At 46.0% G+C, this 21,967-nt stretch carries 27 protein-coding genes; 26 read left to right on the plus strand and 1 reads right to left on the minus strand.

Annotated features, from left to right (window positions below; all coding sequences use genetic code 11):
• Positions 1-68 precede the first annotated feature (68 nt).
• From spoIVA to RIN81_RS04305, 23 genes are all read left to right on the plus strand, one after another.
• Complete coding sequence (gene spoIVA / locus RIN81_RS04195; protein WP_242233602.1) at positions 69-1,544, plus strand: stage IV sporulation protein A; 1,476 nt, start codon at positions 69-71, stop codon at positions 1,542-1,544.
• A 175-nt stretch (positions 1,545-1,719) separates the two neighbouring features.
• The gene (locus RIN81_RS04200) at positions 1,720-1,992 is read left to right on the plus strand and encodes an HU family DNA-binding protein (RefSeq protein WP_242233603.1); all 273 of its coding nucleotides are present in this window, start codon (positions 1,720-1,722) and stop codon (positions 1,990-1,992) included.
• Positions 1,993-2,151: 159 nt separating this feature from the next.
• Entirely contained in the window at positions 2,152-2,721 is a 570-nt protein-coding gene (folE, locus tag RIN81_RS04205) for a GTP cyclohydrolase I FolE (protein ID WP_242233604.1), read from the plus strand.
• Positions 2,722-2,804: 83 nt separating this feature from the next.
• A complete protein-coding gene (locus RIN81_RS04210; protein ID WP_309087707.1) occupies positions 2,805-3,563 on the plus strand; it encodes a heptaprenyl diphosphate synthase component 1 in 759 nt (252 codons plus the stop codon).
• A 3-nt stretch (positions 3,564-3,566) separates the two neighbouring features.
• Positions 3,567-4,268 (plus strand): demethylmenaquinone methyltransferase, encoded by a 702-nt coding sequence (locus RIN81_RS04215; RefSeq protein WP_309087709.1) that lies wholly within the window; start codon positions 3,567-3,569, stop codon positions 4,266-4,268.
• Between the two features lie 28 nt (positions 4,269-4,296).
• Complete coding sequence (gene hepT / locus RIN81_RS04220; RefSeq protein ID WP_309087711.1) at positions 4,297-5,259, plus strand: heptaprenyl diphosphate synthase component II; 963 nt, start codon at positions 4,297-4,299, stop codon at positions 5,257-5,259.
• A 95-nt stretch (positions 5,260-5,354) separates the two neighbouring features.
• Positions 5,355-5,801 (plus strand): nucleoside-diphosphate kinase, encoded by a 447-nt coding sequence (gene ndk, locus RIN81_RS04225; protein ID WP_309087713.1) that lies wholly within the window; start codon positions 5,355-5,357, stop codon positions 5,799-5,801.
• 125 nt (positions 5,802-5,926) lie between these two features.
• A complete protein-coding gene (locus RIN81_RS04230; protein WP_309087715.1) occupies positions 5,927-6,697 on the plus strand; it encodes a CheR family methyltransferase in 771 nt (256 codons plus the stop codon).
• 150 nt (positions 6,698-6,847) lie between these two features.
• Positions 6,848-8,023: a chorismate synthase gene (gene aroC / locus RIN81_RS04235; RefSeq protein WP_309087717.1), complete on the plus strand. Its 1,176-nt coding sequence runs from the start codon at positions 6,848-6,850 to the stop codon at positions 8,021-8,023.
• Complete coding sequence (gene aroB / locus RIN81_RS04240) at positions 8,023-9,120, plus strand: 3-dehydroquinate synthase (RefSeq protein WP_309087719.1); 1,098 nt, start codon at positions 8,023-8,025, stop codon at positions 9,118-9,120. Before aroC ends, aroB begins: the two co-directional genes overlap by 1 nt.
• On the plus strand, positions 9,114-9,485 hold the full coding sequence (gene aroH, locus RIN81_RS04245) for a chorismate mutase (protein WP_309087721.1): 372 nt from the start codon (positions 9,114-9,116) through the stop codon (positions 9,483-9,485). Before aroB ends, aroH begins: the two co-directional genes overlap by 7 nt.
• A gap of 14 nt (positions 9,486-9,499) precedes the next feature.
• Positions 9,500-10,597, plus strand: a complete 1,098-nt coding sequence (gene hisC, locus RIN81_RS04250; protein ID WP_309087723.1) for a histidinol-phosphate transaminase — start codon at positions 9,500-9,502, stop codon at positions 10,595-10,597.
• A 14-nt stretch (positions 10,598-10,611) separates the two neighbouring features.
• On the plus strand, positions 10,612-11,715 hold the full coding sequence (locus tag RIN81_RS04255) for a prephenate dehydrogenase (protein WP_309087725.1): 1,104 nt from the start codon (positions 10,612-10,614) through the stop codon (positions 11,713-11,715).
• A gap of 15 nt (positions 11,716-11,730) precedes the next feature.
• On the plus strand, positions 11,731-13,023 hold the full coding sequence (aroA, locus tag RIN81_RS04260; RefSeq protein ID WP_309087727.1) for a 3-phosphoshikimate 1-carboxyvinyltransferase: 1,293 nt from the start codon (positions 11,731-11,733) through the stop codon (positions 13,021-13,023).
• A gap of 143 nt (positions 13,024-13,166) precedes the next feature.
• Positions 13,167-14,435, plus strand: a complete 1,269-nt coding sequence (locus tag RIN81_RS04265; protein WP_309087729.1) for a tetratricopeptide repeat protein — start codon at positions 13,167-13,169, stop codon at positions 14,433-14,435.
• 22 nt (positions 14,436-14,457) lie between these two features.
• Positions 14,458-15,021 carry a ReoY family proteolytic degradation factor gene (locus RIN81_RS04270; RefSeq protein WP_242233617.1) on the plus strand — a complete coding sequence of 188 codons (564 nt, stop codon included), beginning with the start codon at positions 14,458-14,460 and terminating at the stop codon, positions 15,019-15,021.
• Positions 15,022-15,093: 72 nt separating this feature from the next.
• Complete coding sequence (locus RIN81_RS04275; protein WP_309087732.1) at positions 15,094-15,546, plus strand: YpiF family protein; 453 nt, start codon at positions 15,094-15,096, stop codon at positions 15,544-15,546.
• Between the two features lie 154 nt (positions 15,547-15,700).
• Complete coding sequence (locus RIN81_RS04280) at positions 15,701-16,204, plus strand: Rieske (2Fe-2S) protein (protein WP_251270913.1); 504 nt, start codon at positions 15,701-15,703, stop codon at positions 16,202-16,204.
• 13 nt (positions 16,205-16,217) lie between these two features.
• The gene (gene qcrB / locus RIN81_RS04285; RefSeq protein WP_046173709.1) at positions 16,218-16,892 is read left to right on the plus strand and encodes a menaquinol-cytochrome c reductase cytochrome b subunit; all 675 of its coding nucleotides are present in this window, start codon (positions 16,218-16,220) and stop codon (positions 16,890-16,892) included.
• Positions 16,893-16,937: 45 nt separating this feature from the next.
• On the plus strand, positions 16,938-17,705 hold the full coding sequence (locus RIN81_RS04290) for a menaquinol-cytochrome c reductase cytochrome b/c subunit (protein ID WP_309087735.1): 768 nt from the start codon (positions 16,938-16,940) through the stop codon (positions 17,703-17,705).
• A 61-nt stretch (positions 17,706-17,766) separates the two neighbouring features.
• On the plus strand, positions 17,767-18,345 hold the full coding sequence (lhaT, locus tag RIN81_RS04295; protein WP_309087737.1) for a lipoprotein heptaprenylglyceryl N-acetyltransferase LhaT: 579 nt from the start codon (positions 17,767-17,769) through the stop codon (positions 18,343-18,345).
• Positions 18,346-18,411: 66 nt separating this feature from the next.
• Complete coding sequence (locus RIN81_RS04300) at positions 18,412-18,618, plus strand: hypothetical protein (protein WP_309087739.1); 207 nt, start codon at positions 18,412-18,414, stop codon at positions 18,616-18,618.
• Positions 18,619-18,691: 73 nt separating this feature from the next.
• Positions 18,692-19,372, plus strand: coding sequence for a zinc metallopeptidase (locus RIN81_RS04305; protein WP_309087741.1), 681 nt, complete (start codon positions 18,692-18,694; stop codon positions 19,370-19,372).
• Between the two features lie 88 nt (positions 19,373-19,460).
• On the opposite strand, the gene RIN81_RS04310 is transcribed toward RIN81_RS04305, so the two are convergent.
• Complete coding sequence (locus tag RIN81_RS04310; RefSeq protein WP_309087742.1) at positions 19,461-20,333, minus strand: YitT family protein; 873 nt, start codon at positions 20,331-20,333, stop codon at positions 19,461-19,463.
• Between the two features lie 95 nt (positions 20,334-20,428).
• Here RIN81_RS04310 and RIN81_RS04315 point away from each other — a divergent pair, with 95 nt between their 5' ends.
• The 3 genes from RIN81_RS04315 to RIN81_RS04325 are packed head-to-tail and all read left to right on the plus strand — an operon-like array spanning position 20,429 to position 21,951.
• Entirely contained in the window at positions 20,429-20,761 is a 333-nt protein-coding gene (locus RIN81_RS04315; protein WP_309087744.1) for a nucleotide pyrophosphohydrolase, read from the plus strand.
• Positions 20,762-20,763: 2 nt separating this feature from the next.
• Complete coding sequence (dapB, locus tag RIN81_RS04320) at positions 20,764-21,561, plus strand: 4-hydroxy-tetrahydrodipicolinate reductase (protein WP_309087746.1); 798 nt, start codon at positions 20,764-20,766, stop codon at positions 21,559-21,561.
• Between the two features lie 12 nt (positions 21,562-21,573).
• Positions 21,574-21,951, plus strand: a complete 378-nt coding sequence (locus RIN81_RS04325) for a methylglyoxal synthase (protein WP_251270906.1) — start codon at positions 21,574-21,576, stop codon at positions 21,949-21,951.
• Positions 21,952-21,967: the final 16 nt, after the last annotated feature.

Raw genomic sequence — 21,967 nt, forward strand, 5'->3', positions numbered from 1 at the left:
TTAAAAAAACGCTCATACACTGTATGGCAGGCGGCGGACGAGCCGTTCGAAACGGGAGGGGGCTGCTGATGGAAAACACAGAAGTCATTAAGGATATTGCCGAGCGGACCGAAGGCGATATTTATTTAGGCGTTGTCGGTGCTGTCAGAACGGGGAAATCAACATTTATAAAGAAGTTTATGGAGCTTTTGGTGCTGCCGAACATGGACAGTGAATCGGAACGGCGCCGTGCACAGGATGAACTGCCGCAAAGCGCCTCCGGCAAAACCATTATGACAACAGAACCGAAATTTGTTCCGAGTCGTGCGGCGGCTGTGCAGGCGGGCGGTGTGCTCGTCAATATTCGGCTGGTAGACTGTGTAGGCTATGTTGTGCCGGAAGCGAAAGGATATGAAGATGAACACGGTCCACGGATGATTCAGACACCATGGCATGATGAACCGATTCCGTTCGATGAAGCAGCGGATATTGGAACGAGAAAGGTGATTGAAGAGCATTCGACGATTGGGGTAGTAGTCACAACAGACGGGTCATTCGGTGAACTGCGCCGCCATACTTATATTGAGGCGGAGGAACGGGCCGTTGCAGGATTAAAAGAAGTGGGCAAGCCTTTTATCTTGATTATAAACTCGGCCCGGCCTGAGAATTTGGAGACTTTAGAGCTGCAGCAGGAGCTGGCCGAAAAATATGATATTCCGGTTCTCGCCATGTCGGTTGAATCGATGACAGAATCTAACGTGCTGCATGTTTTGCAGGAAGCTTTATTTGAATTCCCCGTTCATGAAGTGAACGTTCATCTGCCTTCCTGGATTATGGCGTTGGATGAATCGCATTGGCTTCGGGATAAATACAACGAAATGGTAAAAGAAACGGTCAAGGATATTAAAAGGCTCCGTGATGTGAACCGTGTTGTTGACCAGTTTGGCGGCGGTGAGTATATTGAGTCCGCTGTGTTGACAGGAATGGATATGGGGCAGGGAATTGCAGAAATCAACGTGAATGCGCCAAATGGCTTGTATGAAAAGATCGTCAACGAAATTATTGGGGAACCATTGCGCGGCAAAGAGCATTTGCTGGAAATTATTCAAGATTATGCTCATATTAAGGAAGAATATGGGCAGGTAGAAGAAGCGCTGAGAATGGTCAAGCAGACCGGTTACGGTGTAGCAGTTCCGTCCATCAACGAAATGCGCTTGGAAGAACCAAAAATTATTCGCCACGGCTCGCGTTATGGCGTGCGGATGAAAGCAGTGGCGCCATCTATTCATATGATTCAAGTGGATGTTGAATCGGAATTTTCACCGATCATCGGCTCAGAAAAACAAAGTGAAGAGCTCGTTCATCACGTGATGAAAGACTTCGAAGATGATCCGCTGTCCGTTTGGAACAGTGATATTTTCGGGCGTAATTTAAGCTCGATCGTCCGGGACGGTATTCAGTCGAAAGTATCCTTAATGCCTGATCATGCCCGAAGCAAGTTAAAAGATACGCTTGAAAAAATCATCAATGAAGGCTCAGGCGGAATGATTGCGATACTGCTTTAAAACGGGCTAGACTCTCAAAATGGGAGTCTTTTTTTGATGAAACCGGGGAAAATACCCGTTTAAGGTGGATTCTGCTTGATATGCCCGAACACATGTGATAATCTTTTAACAGAATTACGGTAAAACATTGATATAACAATGTTTATCGGGTCTCATGCGGGAGGAGGTGAATGGCATGAACAAAACTGACTTGATCAATGAAGTTGCAGAAACAGCAGAACTTTCTAAGAAAGACGCGACAAAAGCGGTTGATGCTCTTTTCGATGCCATCCAAGAAACATTGGCAAAAGGCGACAAAGTACAATTGATTGGTTTCGGTAACTTTGAGGTGCGTGAGCGTTCAGCACGTAAAGGACGTAACCCACAAACAGGTGAAGAAATCGAAATCGCTGCGAGCAAAGTACCGGCATTTAAACCGGGTAAAGCGCTTAAAGACGCGGTTAAATAAGTACATAGCCTACTCTGGCTAAAGCGGGACTGCCCCCATTGGGCGGTCTCTTTTTTTGAACACTTCACTTTGCCCAGAGTTGACCCGATATGCTAAGATGAAGTGCAGTACAAATAATAATATTACACATGCAATACATGTATACAGGAGTGGATAAAAATGGCTGAAGTAGATCATGCCAAAATTCAGCAGGCCGTACGCCTGATTTTAGAAGCGGTTGGTGAAAATCCGGACCGGGAAGGTCTTCAAGATACACCGAAACGGGTAGCGAAAATGTATGAAGAAGCATTTTCAGGTCTTCACGTGGATCCAAGATTTTATTTCGAAACTGTATTTGAAGAACAATATGAAGAGCTTGTTCTTGTAAAGGACATTCCTTTTTACTCGATGTGTGAGCATCACCTTGTGCCGTTTTTCGGCCATGCTCACGTAGCGTATATGCCAAAAGGCGGAAAAGTAACCGGCTTAAGCAAGCTGGCACGAGCCGTTGAATCGGTTGCCCGCCGTCCGCAGTTGCAGGAGCGGATCACAAATGAAGTAGCAGACGCAATTATGGACATGCTTCAGCCGCAAGGGGTAATGGTGATTGTGCAAGCGGAGCATATGTGCATGGCTATGCGCGGGGTGAAAAAGCCAGGCGCTAAAACGGTCACCACAGCCGCGCGTGGTTTGTACGAAAACGACGCCCAGCTTCGGACCGAGCTGCTTTCGCTCATTCGTTCGTCATGAGAACACGAGTGTGATATACTAAGTGTGCGTAATGAAAAGGAACGAAACGATTTGAAATGATTTGCGAGTGAGGGGTTTTCACAATGAAGGAGTGGCAGGAGCAACAGAGTACACTGCTTGAAGAAATCAACCGGGCATGCCGGCAGCCTTTTTTAGATAAAGTGATCGGCAGGCCGGTTATAAACCCGCTTCGGGCATCTGCTTTAATGCTGGCATTTACAGACGAGGAAAGAAAAAGTGAACAGGTGCAGAAGCTGATGCGGGCAGCTGTTCTCATTGGGCTGGCAATGGATGTACATGATGCCATTCCGTCTGTGACCAAAGAAATCACACAAAAAAACCAGTTGATCGTATTAGCGGGTGATTATTTTAGCGGGATGTATTACCGGACCCTTGCAGAAGCGGGCTGTGTCCACTGGGTAGGCGTTCTTGCAGGAGCGGTAAAAAGGGTGAATGAAGCGAAAACATCGCTTCACCGGTATCAGCTTGAAACAAAAGAAGCCATATTAGACGCTGTTGCAGTGATTGAAGGCGATATTATTGGCGCCGTGCACATCGAAAAGGGTACAGATGAAATATTGGCTCGTGCCCTGCGGCAGCTTTTGACGGCAGACCGGCTTCTTCGTGAGAAAAATGAACCCTTTATTCTTTTTGAAGCATTAAAACAACAATACGAGACAGACCAGCAGGTCATCGAGGTTATCGAGCAGCGGCTTAAAGAGATCCATGCGGATGTAACAAAGTGTATAGAAAGCATAGATTCCTATAAAGCGGCTGTCATTGAAGCGGAGCGCGACCGCCTTTTTGGCAGCAGGCCGCTTCGGCTCGTGGAAGAAGGGTGACAAATGCAGCAATCTAAAGAAGAAAAAGTGCACAGTGTATTTCAAAAAATATACGGTAACTACGATAAACTGAATTCTATTATCAGCTTTCAGCAGCACAAGCGCTGGCGAAATGAAACAATGAAAATCATGAATGTGCCTAAAGGTGCAAAAGCGCTTGATGTATGCTGCGGAACAGGCGATTGGACAATAGCGCTGGCGGAAGCCGTGGGGCCGCATGGAGTGGTCAAGGGGCTTGATTTCAGCGAAAATATGCTTGTTGTCTGCAGGCAGAAAATAGAGGCGGCCGGTTTGGAACAGGTAGAATTGATCCACGGCAACGCGATGGAGCTTCCGTTCGAAGACGATACGTTTGATTTTGTGACGATTGGTTTTGGTCTTCGGAACGTACCGGATTATATGCAGGTGCTTTCAGAGATGCGCCGTGTGTTAAAACCAGGCGGAATGGTCGTATGCCTGGAAACAAGCCAGCCGCAAATGCCTGTTTTTAAGGAAGGGTACGAGCTGTATTTCCGCTTCATCATGCCGGCGGTTGGCCGTCTTTTCGCGAAAAGCTATGAGGAATATTCATGGCTGCAGGAATCAGCGCGCCATTTTCCAGACATGAAAGAGCTTGCCCGCATGTTTCAGCAGGCCGGCTTTCAAAATGTGCGTTTTAAAGCTCACACAGGCGGTGTAGCTGCCACACATTACGGAAACAAATAATACTAGACCAAGAGCCGGGTGAAAAGAAATGAATATAAAACTAATTTATACGCGGTTAAAAGCGGATATTGATTTAATTGAGCAGGAGCTGGAACACGCCGTTCGTTCGTCATCGTCCATTCTGGAGGAGGCGTCTGTACATCTTCTTCAAGCAGGCGGAAAACGCATTCGCCCGGTAATGCTTCTGCTTGGCGCGAAGTTTGGTGATTACGATATTCATCGTGTGAAATATGCAGCTGCTACTCTTGAATTGATTCACATGGCTTCACTTGTTCACGACGACGTTATTGATGATGCCGTTATCCGACGGGGAGAGCACACGGTGAAAGCGGAGTGGGATAACCGGATCGCCATGTATGCTGGCAATTACATTTTTGCCGCTGCGCTCGACTCTATGACAAGAATTAAAGAAGTAGAGGCTCACCAGATTCTATCCCATACGATGACAGAGCTGTGTATCGGAGAGATCATTCAAATTCAGGATAAGTACCGGTATGATCAGCATCTGCGCGATTACCTTCGCCGCATCAAGAGAAAAACGGCTATTTTGATCGCAGCCAGCTGCCAGCTTGGCGCTATTGCAGCGGGCGCTCCAGCTTCGATCCACCGGAAGCTGTACGATTTCGGCTACAATGTAGGGATGTCTTTTCAAATTACCGATGATATTCTCGACTTTACAGCAAGTGAAAAAGAACTGGGCAAACCAGCCGGCGGTGACCTCCTTCAAGGAAACATTACGCTTCCTGTTTTGTATGCGATGCAGGACAGAGACATGCGTACGCGTATTACTTCTATTCACGCTCATTCAAGCCGTGAAGAAATAGACGATATTATTGCCCGATTAAAGCGCAGCGATGCGATTGAACAATCTCACGCGTTAAGCAGAAGATATCTCGATCGGGCACTGGCTATTTTAACAGAATTACCGCCGGGCCGGCACCGGAATTCATTACGTGATATTGCCCATTTTATTGGCAAAAGAAAATATTAATTTTTTCCATGAAAGCGTTGTAAATTTACAAAGGAAGTGTTACGATTCATCTTGTCCGCATGTAAGCGGTATACATAACACAGGAGTGGTGAAAGATGGAGCAAACATACTTAATGGTAAAACCTGATGGAGTACAGCGTGGTTTGATTGGGGAAATTGTGTCGCGTTTTGAGAAAAAAGGCTTCCGCCTTGTGGCTGCAAAGCTGATGCATATATCACCTGAAACAGCTCAACAGCACTACGGGGAACATAAGGAACGCCCATTTTTCGGTGAATTAGTAGATTTTATTACTTCTGGACCTGTTTTCGCCATGGTGTGGGAAGGTGAAAATGTCATTGCGACTGCTCGTCAAATGATGGGGTCTACAAACCCGAAAGACGCAGCACCGGCAACGATTCGCGGTGATTTTGGCGTTATTGTAGGGAAAAATGTCATTCATGGTTCTGATTCTCCTGAAAGTGCCAAGCGTGAAATCAGCCTTTTCTTCCAAGAAAATGAGCTGACAGCGTACGAAAAATCAGGATCTGAATGGGTCTACTAATCATTCCTTGAGTTTTCAGCCGGCTGGGCTGGAAACTCTTTTTTTGTGAAATTTTTCCCACTTCTTTTCCCGAGATCAGCTATAATAAAGAAAAAAGAAGCGAATCGACAGAAAGGATGAGCACAATGGGGGATTACGAACAGTTTGTCGGCTCGATTAAGCGAAAAACAGGCATTGACCTTGGTTTATATAAAGAAGCACAAATGAAAAGAAGGCTGACGTCTTTATACGAAAAAAAGGGGTATCCATCCTTTTCTACGTTTTTTGACGCATTAAATTCAAATCAAACGATGATGAATGAATTTTTAGACCGGATGACCATCAATGTGTCAGAATTTTATCGGAATGGTAAGAGATGGGAAGTATTAGAGAACAAAATTCTGCCGCAGCTACTCCAGGAAAACAAGCGGCTGAAAGTGTGGAGTGCGGCCTGCTCTACAGGAGAGGAGCCCTATACGCTTTCTATGATTTTGTCCGCTTATATGCCGCTTGCCTCCGTGTCTGTTCAGGCGACGGATCTTGACGTAAATGTGATTCAAAAAGCAAAGCTCGGTCTTTATCCGGAACGGTCGCTCGCTGAACTGCCGGAACCTATGAAGAGGAAGTATTTTCAGCAGGAAGGTGCTTTTTATAAAATTTCCGATGATATTAAAAGGACGGTCACGTTTAAAAAACAAAATCTTTTGTCGGATCGATTTGAAAGCAGCTTCGACTTGATCGTCTGCCGGAATGTGATGATTTATTTTACAGAAGAAGCAAAAGATGAGCTGTACCGGAAATTTAATGCAGCACTTCGGCCTGGCGGTGTCCTGTTTGTCGGAAGCACGGAACAAATATTTAATCCGGAGCGGTACGGTTTTCAGGTAGAAGATACCTTTTTTTATAAAAAAGTATAAAGCCGGCATGCCGGCTTTTTTAAATTTGTCTCCATGCAGCGCAGAAATTGTGATAAAATTCTCAAAAACAGCCGTTTCGGCTGTTCCAATGAATTTTAAATATGATATAGTAGTACATAACCGCTTTAACGTATTGAAGGGAGCAGGAGAATGAGATATTTAACAGCTGGAGAATCACATGGACCACAATTAACAACGATTATCGAGGGGCTTCCGGCCGGTATGGAGCTTCTTGCAGAAGACATCAACCATGATTTGCTTCGCCGTCAGAAAGGGCATGGGCGCGGCCGCCGCATGCAGATAGAAAAAGATTTAGTAGCGATCAAATCAGGCGTCCGCCACGGATATACACTTGGCTCACCTGTCACGCTGGTTGTGGAAAATGATGATTGGAAGCACTGGACGAAGATCATGGGAATTGAACCACTTGAAAACGAGGAAGCAGCGGAGGAGATCAAGCGGAAAATTACACGTCCTCGTCCTGGACATGCAGATTTAAATGGCGGTATCAAATACGGTCACCGGGATATGCGGAATGTGCTGGAACGCTCATCTGCCCGTGAAACAACGGTACGTGTAGCCGCAGGGGCAGCAGCCAAAAAGCTGTTAAAACTACTCGGGGTAGAAATTGCCTCACACGTTGTGGAAATTGGCGGCATTCGTGCTGAAAATGTACAATTTGAAACGATTGCTGAACTGCAGGAGCGCAGTGAAGCATCATCTGTCCGCTGCCTGGATGAAGAAGCAGCAGCAAAAATGATTGAAGCGATTGATAACGCGAAGAAAAACGGTGACTCAATCGGCGGTGTTGTGGAAGTGATTGCAGAAGGAATGCCGATCGGGGTTGGAAGCTATGTTCACTATGACCGCAAGCTTGATGCGAAGGTCGCAGCTGCGATTGTCAGCATTAACGCATTCAAAGGAGTAGAAATTGGCATTGGCTTTGAAGCAGCACGCAAATTCGGCAGCGAAGTGCATGACGAGATTGCCTGGAGTGAGCAGCAGGGCTTTTACCGGAAAACAAATCGTCTGGGCGGCTTTGAAGGCGGCATGACAAATGGGATGCCAGTCGTTGTTCGCGGGGTTATGAAGCCAATTCCAACCCTTTACAAGCCGCTTGAGAGTGTGGATATCGATACAAAAGAGCCATTTACAGCAAGCATTGAGCGTTCAGATGCCTGCGCTGTTCCTGCAGCGGCGGTTGTGGCAGAAGCAGCGGTTGCCTGGGAGCTGGCTAACGCTATTTTAGAACAGTTTAACAGTGATCGGATGGATCATTTAATCCGCCAGGTAAAGGAACATGAAGCGTACACAAGGGAGTTTTAATGATGAACCGTGTACTTGTTGAAACGACTCATAAAACCTACCCAGTCATCATTGGGGAAGGAGCGGTACAGGAAATCAGCCGCGTTATTCTTGATATGCCCAAAGCACCAACCCGCTTGTTTGTCATTGCCGATGAAGCCGTTTATGCGCTTCACGGCGAGGCACTGCGGGACGCACTGCCGTCTTCGCTTGCCACAGACTGGCATTTCGTTCCGGCGGGCGAATCAGCCAAGTCCTTTTCTGTTTTTGAACAATGCTTAACGGCTATGCTTGAAGCAGCGCTTGACCGCCGCTCGCTTGTGATCGCATTTGGCGGAGGCGCCTGCGGCGACCTGGCAGGTTTTTGCGCGGCGAGTTATATGCGCGGTATTCCATTTATTCAAGTTCCGACAACGATATTGGCGCATGACAGTGCTGTCGGAGGCAAAACGGCCATCAATCATCCACTCGGCAAAAATATGATTGGCGCGTTTCATCAGCCGGAAGCGGTGGTGTATGACACAGCTTTCTTAAAATCGCTTTCTGAGAAGGAAACGAGAAGCGGTTTTGCGGAAGTGATCAAGCATGCCCTTATTGCGGATCGGGTACTGCTTGAAAACATTCAGCAGTCGGTGAAAAGCGCGGAAGATATAAAAGGCTCTTTTTTAGAGCATTGTCTGCAAAGAGGAATCGAAATTAAAAGTGCAATCGTAAAAGAAGATGAAAAAGAAACGGGCGTCCGGGCTTTTTTAAACTTTGGCCATACATACGGACATGCGGTAGAGGCGCTGTCCGGTTACGGAAAAACAGCGCACGGCGAGGCGGTTGCCTGCGGCATGATTTTTGCCCTTTATGCTTCACAGTTTAAAAATGACCTTTCCTTCGATACCGGTTCGTTTGCCGCATGGCTGAAGCGAATGGGATATCCGGTAAAAGCCGGTACGGTTTTTTCGTTTAAAGACATTTACGCTGTGATGGCCCGCGACAAAAAAGCATACGGCGGCACGGTCCGATTTGTTTTGCTGAACGAAGTAGGCAAGCCGTACGTAACAGAAATGACAAAAGAAGAGCTTCAGCATATTGACGAGCACTTTCGAAAGGAGTCCGACACATGGTAAGAGGAATCCGTGGAGCCATTACGGTGTCAGCAAATGACAGCCGTTTAATGGAAGAAGCGACAAAACGTCTCATGGAAGAGATGATTGCACAAAATAACATTGATCCGCAAACCGTCTGCTCGGCGTTTTTATCTGCTACCAATGATTTAGATGCCATGTTTCCAGCTAAGGTACTGCGTGAGCAGAACGGGTGGGAGTACGTTCCGGTTATGTGTATGCAGGAGCTGGCGATCAAAGGCGGTTTAGAACGATGCATTCGAATTATGATGCACGTGAACACAGATGTGGCGCAAAAAGATATTCAGCACGTTTATTTAGAAGGAGCGTCCGTCCTGCGTCCGGACTTGCAGCAATCAACAAACTGAAGGAGCGGAAAAAAATGAAATGGAAAGAACAAATACTCACATTAAAAGCATATCAGCCCGGCCGTACAACGGATGAAGTAAAAAAAGCGTATGGCCTGCAGGACGTTGTTAAGCTTGCATCCAATGAAAACCCATTTGGCTCATCGGAACGAGTAACGAAAAGTATCCGTGAATACGCGGAATCATTTGCGATTTATCCGGATGGTTATACAACGAGTCTTCGCCAAGAGCTTGCTTCCTTCTTAAACGTAAGCGAAAAACAGCTGATTTTCGGAAATGGCTCGGATGAAATTATTTTAATGCTTTCCCGTGCTATGCTTGAGCCCGGAAAAAACACGATTATGCCAACTCCTTCATTTCCGCAGTATCGCCATAATGCCATTGTAGAAGGTGCCGAAATACGGGAAGTAGAGCTGGTAAATGGCGCGCACGATTTGGACAAAATGGCTCAAGCCATTGATGAAAATACGGCTATTGTCTGGCTCTGCAGCCCGAACAATCCAACAGGTGTCCATATTACGGATGTACAGCTTCGCGGATTTTTAGACCGGGTACCGGAAGGCGTTTTGGTTGTGCTTGATGAAGCGTACTACGAATATGTAACAGCGTCTGATTACTATGACGCGCTTGAAATTATTAAAGAATATAAAAATGTGATTGTGTTGCGCACGTTTTCTAAAGTATACGGTTTAGCTGCTTTCCGTGTCGGCTATGGAATTGCAGACGAATCGCTTATCGCACAGCTTGATCCCGTTCGTGAACCGTTTAATGTGAATTCGGTCGGACAAGTGGCAGCAGCAGCGGCTCTGTCGGATCAATCGTTTATTGAACAGTGCCGTACAGCAAACAAAGAAGGCTTAGAGCAGTTTTATGCGTTCTGCCGTGAAAATAATCTGGCGTTCTATCCATCAGAAGCAAACTTTATTTTGATCAATTTCAATTGTGACAGCAACGAGCTGTTTGAATACTTAATGTCAAAAGGATATATTGTCCGCTCAGGCGCTGCTCTTGGCATTCCGGGAACGGTGCGGGTTACAGTGGGATCAAAAGAACAAAATGAAGGTGTTATTGAGGCAATGAAAAGCTTTTTAGCTGAAACTGTAAAAAGATAGAAGGTGATGCGCCGATGAGAGGAAATGTTTTTATTGCCGGTCTTGGCTTAATTGGCGGATCTCTTGCAAAAGCGATAAAAAAAGCCCATGAGCAGGCTCATATTATCGGATTTGATGTTCGAGAATCCGAAATGGGTCTTGCAGAAGCACTTAACATTATAGATGAAAAGGCTTCTTCGTTTGAAGAAGGAGCCAAACGAGCGGATTTAATTATTTTAGCGGTGCCGGTTTTAAAAACGGAGGAAATGATTGAGATCCTCGCTGGACTCCCGCTAAAAGAAGGCGTGCTGGTAACGGATACAGGCAGCACAAAGAGCCGTATCATGGAGCGGGCCAAGCTTCTTGAAGAAAAAGAAGTGGTGTTTATCGGCGGCCATCCGATGGCAGGTTCTCATAAAAGCGGGGTGGCTGCTTCAAAAGCGCTGTTATTTGAAAATGCCTTTTACCTGCTGACGCCAGGGGGCGCCGCGAAAGAAAAACACGTTGCGATTTTAAGAAAATGGCTGGAAGGCACGCGGGCAAACATTTTAGAAGTCACAGCAGAAGAGCACGATAAAATGACAGGTGTAATCAGCCATTTTCCGCACATTATTGCCGCCTCGCTTGTGCACCAGGCTCAAAAATTCAATGAAGACAATCCGTTGATTGAGCGGCTGGCTGCCGGCGGTTTCCGGGATATTACCCGCATTGCTTCCTCAAACCCGGAAATGTGGAGGGATATTTCACTTCACAATAAAGAAATGCTCGTCTCGTTATTAACCAACTGGCGTGATGAGATGGATGGGGTTTTATCGCTTTTGGAAACAGAAAATGGAGAAAAGCTCTATCACTATTTTAGCGACGCGAAAAAATTTCGGGATGGCCTTCCGACTGCTTCAAAAGGAGCTATTCCTGCTTTCTATGAAATGTACGTAGATGTGCCGGATTATCCAGGTGTCATCTCTGAATTAACAGGCTATCTGGCGGATGAGCGTATCAGCATTACCAATATTCGGATTGTCGAAACACGTGAAGATGTGTTCGGTGTTTTGGTGATCAGCTTTCAAAGCGAAAGGGACCGCCTTCGCGCCAAGCAGTGCATTGAGCAGAAAACAACGTATGATTTATTCTTAGCATAAGAGAGGGTCCAAAACATGAAACTGACGTTTACTAATCCGTCTCTTGGCGGGCGTATAGAAGTGCCGGGTGACAAGTCTATTTCTCACCGCTCCATTATGTTCGGAGCGCTGGCAGAAGGAAGAACAACAGTCCGCCACTTTTTAAAAGGGGAAGACTGCTTAAGCACAATTGACTGCTTCCGCAAGCTTGGCGTGCAAATTGAGGAAACAGATGAAGAAATCATTGTCCACGGAAAAGGCTGGGAAGGGCTGCAAGAGCCGTCTGCCATCCTAGATACAGGAAATTCAGGGACAACTACACGGTTAATGCTTGGTATTTTAGCCGGACGCCCATTCCATTCTGTGATGATTGGGGATGAGTCGATCGGCAAACGTCCAATGGACCGCGTAACAGTGCCTCTTGCCAACATGGGTGCAGATATCGCCGGACGCGACAATGGGCGTTTCACGCCGCTTTCCATTCGCGGCCGTAAGTTGAAGACAACCGAGTACCGCCTGCCAGTTGCGAGTGCACAGGTAAAATCGGCCGTTATCTTTGCAGCGCTCCAGGCAGATGGAGAATCGGTTATTATTGAACCGGAAGCAACGCGCGATCATACCGAAAAAATGATCGAGCAGTTTGGCGGCCAGATCCGCCGGCAGGGTGACCGGATTATCGTTCATGGCGGCCAGACATTCCAGGGAACAGATGTGTATGTACCGGGAGATATTTCATCAGCTGCCTTTTTTATGGTAGCAGCAGCCATTACGCCGAATAGCGAAGTCGTGCTCGAAAATACCGGCTTGAACGAAACAAGAACGGGAATCATTGATGTAATGAAGCAAATGGGTGCAGATATAACAATTGAGAAAACGACGGAACCAGGTGAAGAAATGGGCACCATTACCGTGAGAACATCTCAATTAAAAGGAATCGAAATCGGCGGCTCTATTATTCCGCGGCTGATTGATGAAATTCCGATTATTGCCCTGCTTGCGACGCAGGCGGAAGGCGAAACGGTGATTCGCGATGCGGAAGAATTAAAAGTAAAAGAAACAAACCGTATTGACACGGTTGTAAATGAGCTGAAAAAGCTGGGAGCAGACATTGAAGCAACCGATGATGGAATGATTATTCGCGGAAAGTCTTCGCTTCACGGCGGATCCGTTTCTTCACACGGAGATCATCGAATCGGTATGGTGATGGCGATCGCCTCTCTGCTGACAGATGGTGCTGTAGAACTTGAGAATCATGAAGCCATTGCCGTTTCATACCCTGAATTTTTCGATCATTTGAATACACTGGTTAAAGGAGCGTCCTCTTTATGAGGGCGTTTTTCTGTTTTGGAAAGAAGGAATATAACGGTCAAAGTAGAATACATGAAGTACAAGCCAAAAAGTTGCCCGATTGACCATCTTTGATTAAAATAAGGAATTAAGAAACGAAGACGGAGAAAGAAGAGGCGGTAAACATGAACAATGCGGAAAATATGATCGCACACCTGGAAAAGGGAGATATGGCAGGTGCATCTGCCATATATGAAAAGGTGCTCGCCTCTAGTGATGCAGAAGAACAATTTATGCTGGGGGAGCAGCTGCTCCAGCTTGGCTTTTTAGATGAAGCAAGGCAGCTGTTTGAAGAGCTGCTGCGTTCTTTTCCGGGAGAAGGAGAGCTGTCGCTGCTTTTGGCAGAGACGCTTGTAGAACTTGACCGTGAAGAAGAAGCGATGCTTATTTTAGACGAAATTGATGATAGTGACCCGTTTTATACGCGATCGCTGCTCGTGCTGGCCGATTTATATCAAATGCAGGGTCTGTATGAAGTCAGCGAGCAAAAGCTCCTGCAGGCACAACAGGCAGAACCAGACGAGCCTGTTATTAAGCTTGCACTTGGGGAGCTGTATTTAGAAGAAGGCAAGTTTTTAGAAGCCATCCGGCAGTACAAGGAACTTGAAGAAGCGGGCGTGGAGGAGATTGCCGGCATTTCGATTCAAAAGCGCCTGGCGGAAGCATACAGTGCCGGCGGCGCCTTTGAAGAAAGCCTGCCTCACTTCGAGCAGGCCCTTGATGATAAAATAGATATTGATACGTTGTTTATGTATGGTTTTACCGCTTTTCAAGCAGGCCAATACAAAACGGCCGCAGCGAAGTTAACAGAAGCAGCAGAGCTTGACCCTGATTATCATTCTGTTTACTTGTACTTAGCACGCGCGCATGAAATGGAAGAAGATTTAGAAGCGGCTCTTGAAGCGGCCCGTTCTGGAATTACGCGGGATGCGTATCAAAAAGAATTGTTTTTGCTTGCAGGAAAGCTGGCTTTAAAACGGGGCCTTGAAGAAGAAGGGGAGGCTCATCTTCGTGAGTCCCTCGCCCTGGATCCAGAATATACAGAGGCTGCCCTGGCACTGAATGCATTGCTGATGAAAAAGGAAGAATACGAAGGAGTGCTTGAAATTGCTTCGGTCTTCCGCGAAGCGGGCAGTGCAGAGCCTTTGCTGCTGTGGGACGCGGCTAGAGCTGCAGAGCGGCTGGAGGAGTACAAAGAAGCGGAAGAACTATATGAATACCTTTATCCGATTTTAAATGAAAATACAGAGTTTCTGGCCGAGTACGGCTATTTCCTGCTTGAGGAAGGACATCGCCAGCAGGCGCTTTCTATTTTCCAAAAGTTAATGAAAGAAGAGCCGCTTAATGACGAATGGTCAGAACTTGTAGAACGCTTAAATACAGATACCTATTAAAAAAGGCAGAGGAGTGATGATGATGGCTGCTCCGGTTTCCGTTCATGAGAAAAAGGATTTTATCCGCTGGTTTTTAAATCATTATCAGCTAAAGCGCAGAGAATCTGTCTGGATTTTAAACTATTTAATGAGCCATGACCAGCTTATGGAACATGTGCATTTTGTAGAGGACGCCCAGTACTGTCCAAGAGGCATGATTATGTCGTCTCATTGTGTAGACAGCGCACCGTTTCGCTTTTTTAAAGACAACATTATGACAACAGACGCAGAAAAGTCTTTTCATGATATTCGTTTAAATAAAGATGAAGATATCTTCATCGAACTAAAATTTAAAGATGCCCACTTGTCGCATCAATATGCGGCTGTACGGGTCGAAAATCCGTTTATGCCAAAACGGGTTCGGCTGACGGAAAAAGAAAAAGAGCTGGCCGAGCAATTTTTAAAATGGAGCGTGTACGATTTTCAGCGTGACCGCTTAAAAGAACAGATTGATGAGGCGCTTGATCGTGGAGACAAAGAAACCTTCTTCCGGCTGACCGACCAGCTCAATGAATTATTGGAACATACAAACGCATCCGACTGCTGACCGGATGCGTTTTTCATAGCCTTGTATTTACAACCCGAAGAAAAGCGCTATATGATAAAGGAGGGTGATAAAATGAATTGGAACGGGAAAGATGCTGCACTTGTTGAACAGCAAAAAAACTATATTGATACGGTTCTTATACCGCTTGTTCCGCTGGATTTTGGAACAGAGTTCAGGCAGTCAGCTGAGCAATATGAATTTATTGGACTGCTGGCTGATTTTCTTGAACGTCAGTTTAAAGGAAGGGTCGTTGTAACACCGCCGTACGCTTACGTACCGGAAATGGCAGGTAACGCTGCTCTTTGGTCAGAAAAAGCACGCTCAGCAGCGTTTAAGCACGTTTTTTTTCTAACGGCAGATGCCATGTGGCGTACGAGGGAAAATGAACTGGGCGGCTCAGTCATTTTGGTTCCGTCTGTCCCCCTTGGTGACATGGAAGAGTCCGTTAAGCACTCACTCATCTCCCACCAGGCAAAACAGCTTATTCAGACGGTTGTAGAGAAATGGCAGAGTAATATTAAATAATTCAGAAAAATTTCACAATAAAAAAAGCGTTTTCATCCCGAGGTTATTGACCTGCTATCCGGTATAGATTATCATAATAATGTCCTAGTTTATATTTATGTTCATATATTAGTCCACAACGGGCGACGCAAAGTGTATAAGGGGGAGGGAAAGTATGGGGAAACAACCTGTATCAAGACGTCAGTTTCTGAATTACACTCTCACTGGTGTAGGCGGTTTCATGGCGGCAGGTATGCTCATGCCGATGGTTCGTTTTGCGGTTGATCCGGTGCTTAAAGGGGAAGCGGCCGGCGATTTTCATCCTACACAACAAAAGGTAGCTGATTTAACAGATGTACCGGTACGCGTTGACTTTTCTTATGAGCAGACTGACGCATGGTATACATCGGAAGTCACAAGTACGGCCTGGGTTTACAAAAACGATAAAAACGAGGTTGTTGCATTGTCTCCAATATGCAAGCATCTTGGCTGCACGGTAAGCTGGGAAGGAAGCGGTCACAAAGACAAGTTTTTCTGTCCTTGCCATAACGGCATGTATGAAAAAAACGGAAAAAATGTTCCGAATACACCGCCGTTGAGACCGCTTGATGTCTATCCGACTGCGGAAAAAGACGGGCTCCTTCAGCTTGGCAAACCACAGGCAAACAATATCGTGTAGGGAGGCGTACACTATGCTCAATAAAATTTATGACTGGGTGGATGAACGTCTTGATATTACGCCGATGTGGCGCGATATTGCAGACCATGAAGTACCTGAGCACGTGAATCCGGCTCATCACTTCTCAGCATTTGTTTACTGCTTTGGAGGCTTGACGTTTTTTGTTACCGTCATCCAAATTCTGTCCGGAATGTTTTTAACCATGTACTATGTGCCAGATATTAAAAATGCATGGGAATCAGTTTACTATCTTCAAAATGAAGTCGCTTTTGGCGTTATTGTACGCGGTATGCATCACTGGGGTGCAAGTCTTGTTATTGTCATGATGTTTTTACATACACTGCGTGTTTTCTTCCAGGGAGCTTACAAAAAACCGCGTGAGTTAAACTGGATTGTCGGTGTTTTAATTTTCTTTGTGATGCTGGGTCTCGGTTTTACGGGATATTTGCTGCCTTGGGATATGAAAGCACTTTTTGCTACCAAGGTAGGTATTGAAATTGCCGCATCCACGCCGCTGATCGGCCATGAATTAAAAGTGCTGCTTGCCGGCCACCCCGATATTGTCGGTGCACAAACACTCACACGCTTTTTTGCTATTCATGTCTTTTTCCTGCCGGCTGCTTTGCTTGGCTTAATGGGTGCCCACTTTATCATGATCCGCAAGCAGGGGATTTCCGGTCCATTATAAAATCGGCCTTGCCCATTTCAGTCCAATTCAAAGGAGGGGAACGCAATGCATCGTGGAAAAGGAATGAAGTTTGTCGGAGACTCGCGGGTTCCTGCTGAGCGAAAACCGAATATTCCGAAAGATTATTCAGAATATCCAGGAAAAACCGAGGCTTTCTGGCCGAACTTCCTTTTGAAAGAATGGATGGTCGGTTCGGTGTTTTTAATAGGCTATTTATGCTTGACCATTGCTCACCCATCACCGCTTGAGCGTGTGGCAGATCCGACAGATACCGGCTATCTGCCGCTGCCAGACTGGTACTTCTTGTTTTTATACCAGCTTTTAAAATACTCGTACGCATCCGGACCTTATAACATTATTGGTGCTTTTGTTATTCCAGGTCTTGCCTTTGGCGGGCTTATGCTGGCACCATTTATTGATCGTGGTCCAAAGCGCCGGCCCATTGATCGCCCGTTTGCAACCGGCTTTATGCTTCTCTCTCTCGCTGCGGTCATTTTCCTAACCTGGGAAGCTGTAAATGCAGTAGACTGGAAAGCAAGGGAAGCGCAGGGGGCGATTGTAGAAGAAGCCGCTATCGACACAAACTCTGATGGGTTTAAAATTTATCAGGAAAATGGCTGTATCAACTGTCATGGTGATACATTGTCAGGAGGGTCGGCCGCACCGTCTCTTGTCGGTACCGGGCTGACGGCGGAAGAAGTCGCCGATATCGCGAAAAACGGGAAAGGTTCCATGCCGCCGGGAATGTATAAAGGAAATGAAGAAGACTTAAAGAAGCTGTCTGAATTTATTTCTACACTAGAAGCAAAATAAAACCAAATGAACGGGACTGTCCGGCTCGATGGGCAGTCCTTTTTTTCCATGGAGGCAATACATGCTGTTTTTTCTTTTATCAAACCGCTCATTTATGTGGGTGCTTTTTATCATTAATTTACTTGGAACGATTTATGGATACATATGGTACATGCCTCAGTTAGAGCAGACAGATCCTGTTTTTCTTCCGTTCGTGCCTGACAGTCCGACCGCGAGCTTGTTTTTTACAATCGCCTTATTCGGCCTTTTGATTGGCCGGAACTGGGGGCTTATGCAGGCGCTCGCTGTTATGACCTTATTTAAATACGGAATATGGGCCGTTGTGATGAATGGGCTGACGCTCTTTGTTACAGGAGATCTCTCCTGGCTTGGCTGGATGCTGGTTGCCTCACATTTGGGCATGGCTGTCCAGGGGCTGTTGTATGCACCATTTTTTCGGGTCCAGCTGATTCACCTGATTGTGGCTGCGGTATGGACTGTTCATAACGAAATGATTGATTATGTTTTTATGCAGTATCCTGTGTATTCACAGCTTGATTTATACATTCAAGAAATTGGTTATTTTACATTTTGGCTCAGTCTGCTCTCTATTTTCATCACATGGTGGGTGTGTGTACGTTCAAAGCGATTAATGTGGTGAGAAACGGCATCATTCCTTCATCTCCGCGCATATACTGAAAAAAGCAGATGGGCGGGGGGATGGAGAATGGACAAAGTTATCGCATTTATCTGGAGTTTCCTTCTCATATTTGTACCAGTCAGCGGAGCAGAAGAAACGAATCCTGAGAAAAAAGAAGACTTGATTCACGTTACTGCGCTCACGAGCGGGGTTATCATGGCAGCGCTCATATACACAGGCAGAAAAAAGTACAAAGGTATGAATGAAGAACGGAAAAACAAGCATAATCTTTGACGCCCGGGGGTATAAATCGTTAAAATAAAGATAAGACAAAATACGACAACATAACGGAGGTAGAGGGAGTTAGATGATTTGGATCATTTATTTTATCCTGTTGATTTTGCTGCCGCTTTGGGCGCAATTTAAGGTGAAAAGCACGTATAATAAGTATTCAAAAGTAGCCGTTTCAACGGGAATTACTGGTGCAGAAGCAGCACGCCGCATTTTGGACGATAATGGTCTGCAGCATGTAAAAGTAGTGGAATCACGCGGGTTTTTAAGTGACCATTACAATCCGATTACGAAAACAGTGAACCTGTCACCGAATAACTTTCACGGTCATTCCATTGCCGGAGCGGCTGTCGCGGCTCATGAGGTGGGACACGCTATTCAGGACAAAGTCGGCTATGCATTTCTTCGCTTCCGCCACGCTCTTGTTCCAATTGCGAATTTCAGCTCAAATATGTCATGGATTTTCATTATGATTGGCATTTTTGCCAGCGCTACGAATATGCTCCTGCTTGGGATTATTTTAATGGCTGCTGGTGTTCTATTTCAAGTTATCACACTGCCGGTAGAGTTTAATGCATCAAACCGGGCCATGGACCAAATTGTTGCTTCCGGCATTATCCGCAACAATGAGGAACGCCAGGCGCGCAAAGTGTTAAATGCGGCTGCCATGACTTATGTAGCAGCGGCTGCTGTAGCCGTTTTAGAGCTGCTTCGCCTCGTACTCATGTATACGGGAATGGCTCAAAGCGACGATTAATAAAAAAAGCACCGGAATTTTCCGGTGCTTTGAGAGTGTAGACAAAGTAAGAAAGCAGCCTGAAGCACCGGGAATTTCCCGGTGCTTTTTAACGTTCAATCGGCTGTTTGTTTTCATCAAGAGTAAAGCCTTCTCCGAACACATCATGCACAACTGTCACCGAAACAAATGCGTGCGGATCCACCGCATGAATAATATTCTTCAGCCGGACGATCTCATTTCGGCCCACCACGCAGTATAAAACATCGCGTTCCTGCTTTGTGAAAGAGCCATATCCTTTTAAAATCGTCACTCCGCGATCCATTCGTTTGTTAATTTCGTCCGCAATTTCCTCATGAGCAGAAGAGATAATCATCGCGCCGCGCGCCGCGTATGCTCCTTCCTGCATAAAGTCAATGACACGTGCTGCGACAAAAACAGCAACGAGCGTATACATCGCTTCCCGGTAATTGATGTATGTTAAAAAAGAAGCCGTGATCACGACCGCGTCGAATAAAAACATGGTTTTGCCCATGCTTACCTGCCAATATTTATGTACAAGCCGCGCAATAATATCGACGCCTCCTGTTGTGCCTCCGTACCGAAACGTAATCCCAAGGCCCGCGCCGATAAAAACCCCCGCAAACAGCGCGGCAAGAAACAGGTCATCCCGAAGCGGAATGTGAAATTGCCAGTTTTGAAAGATCCATAAAAAGAAGGAAACGCTGAAGGTGCCAATCAGCGTATAATAAAAAGAGACGCGGCCGAGCAGTTTCCATCCAATCAAAAAAATGGGAATGTTAAGGAGTATATTCGAGTAGGAAGGATCAATTTCAAATAAATTGTATAATAGCAGGGTAATGCCCGTAAAACCGCCCTCCGCTAAATTGTTCTGCATGTTAAAATGGACAAGCCCAAATGAAAAAATAGCTGAGCCAACCAAAATAAAAAATACATTTTTGGATTTAATGCCGGGTTTCATATACGTTCTCCTTTTTATTGTGATGAATAATAAGAAAAAATTGCACCTCCTCTATATAATATGTAACATATAAAAGAAAGAAAGTGGTGAAAAAAATGGATAAATCGATGCGTGATATGCAAAAAGAAGTAGACGTCTATATCGGCCAGTTTAAAGAGGGCTACTTTAGTCCGCTTGCTATGATGGCCCGACTGACAGAAGAAATGGGCGAGCTAGCCCGGGAAGTCAACCATTACTACGGAGAGAAGCCAAAGAAAACATCCGAAGAAGAGAAAACGATCGAGGAAGAACTCGGGGATGTTTTGTTTGTAGCCATTTGTCTGGCAAATTCGCTCGAGATTGATTTGCAGACCGCACACGACCAGGTCATGCACAAATTCCAGACAAGAGACAAAGACCGCTGGACCAAAATTGAGGAGGATAAGTGAAAATGAGCAGTATTCGTGTTATTATCGCGGGCCCGCGCGGCCGCATGGGAATGGAAGCAGTTAAAATGGTGATGAATACACCAGAATTTGAATTGGTGGCAGCCCTGGACCGAAAACATGCTGGGGAAACACTGGAGGATATCGGGTTTTCCGGCTCGAAAGCACCGATTTATACAGACGCAAAAGATTGCTTCTCGGAGCATCAAGCCGATGTATTGATTGATTTAACAACACCTGAATTCGGCTATGTACATACAAAAACAGCACTTGAGCACGGTATTCGTCCAGTGGTAGGAACAACAGGCTTTACCGATGAACAGCTGGAGGAACTAAAAGAGCTTTCTGCATCAAAAGAGCTTGGATGCATTATTGCCCCTAACTTTGCCATTGGCGCCGTTTTGATGATGAAGTTTTCCCAGATGGCAGCGAAGTACTTTAGCGACGTAGAAATCATCGAGCTTCACCACGATAAAAAGCTTGATGCACCGTCTGGTACAGCCGTGAAAACAGCGCAAATGATCAGCGAAGTGCGTGAACCGAAACGCCAGGGGCATCCAGAAGAAAAAGAAACGATTCCAGGCGCACGCGGTGCCGAAATGGACGGCATGCATATTCATAGTGTCCGCCTGCCGGGCTTAATTGCACATCAGCAGGTGCTGTTTGGTGCAGACGGCGAGTCCTTAACAATCCGTCATGACTCTTACAACCGGGCATCCTTTATGTCTGGCGTAAAAGTATGTGTGGAAACGGTCATGAAAACAAAAACATTGGTGTATGGTCTCGAAAATATCTTGGATTAATGGGGGATTCTAATGAATATTGCACTGATTGCACATGATAAGAAAAAAGACGACTTGATCGAATTTGTAGACCTTCATAAAGATGTGTTTGGTGCCCACACGCTTTTTGCAACGGGCACTACCGGCACGCGGGTAATGGAAAAAACAGGACTTGATGTCCACCGGTTTCAATCCGGGCCGCTTGGAGGAGACCAGGAAATCGGCGCCCGTATCGCACGGGGAGAAATGGATTTTGTTTTTTTCTTCCGGGATCCGCTTACGGCACAGCCGCATGAGCCGGACGTAACCGCGCTTGTCCGTCTTTGTGATGTATATTCTGTTCCGCTTGCAACAAACCTTGGAACAGCACGCGTATTGATTGATGGTATTATTGAAGAACAGAGTGAATGATCGGCAGGAGAAAAAT

The sequence above is a fragment of the Domibacillus sp. genome (assembly GCF_031181085.1).
Taxonomy (GTDB): domain Bacteria; phylum Bacillota; class Bacilli; order Bacillales; family Domibacillaceae; genus Domibacillus.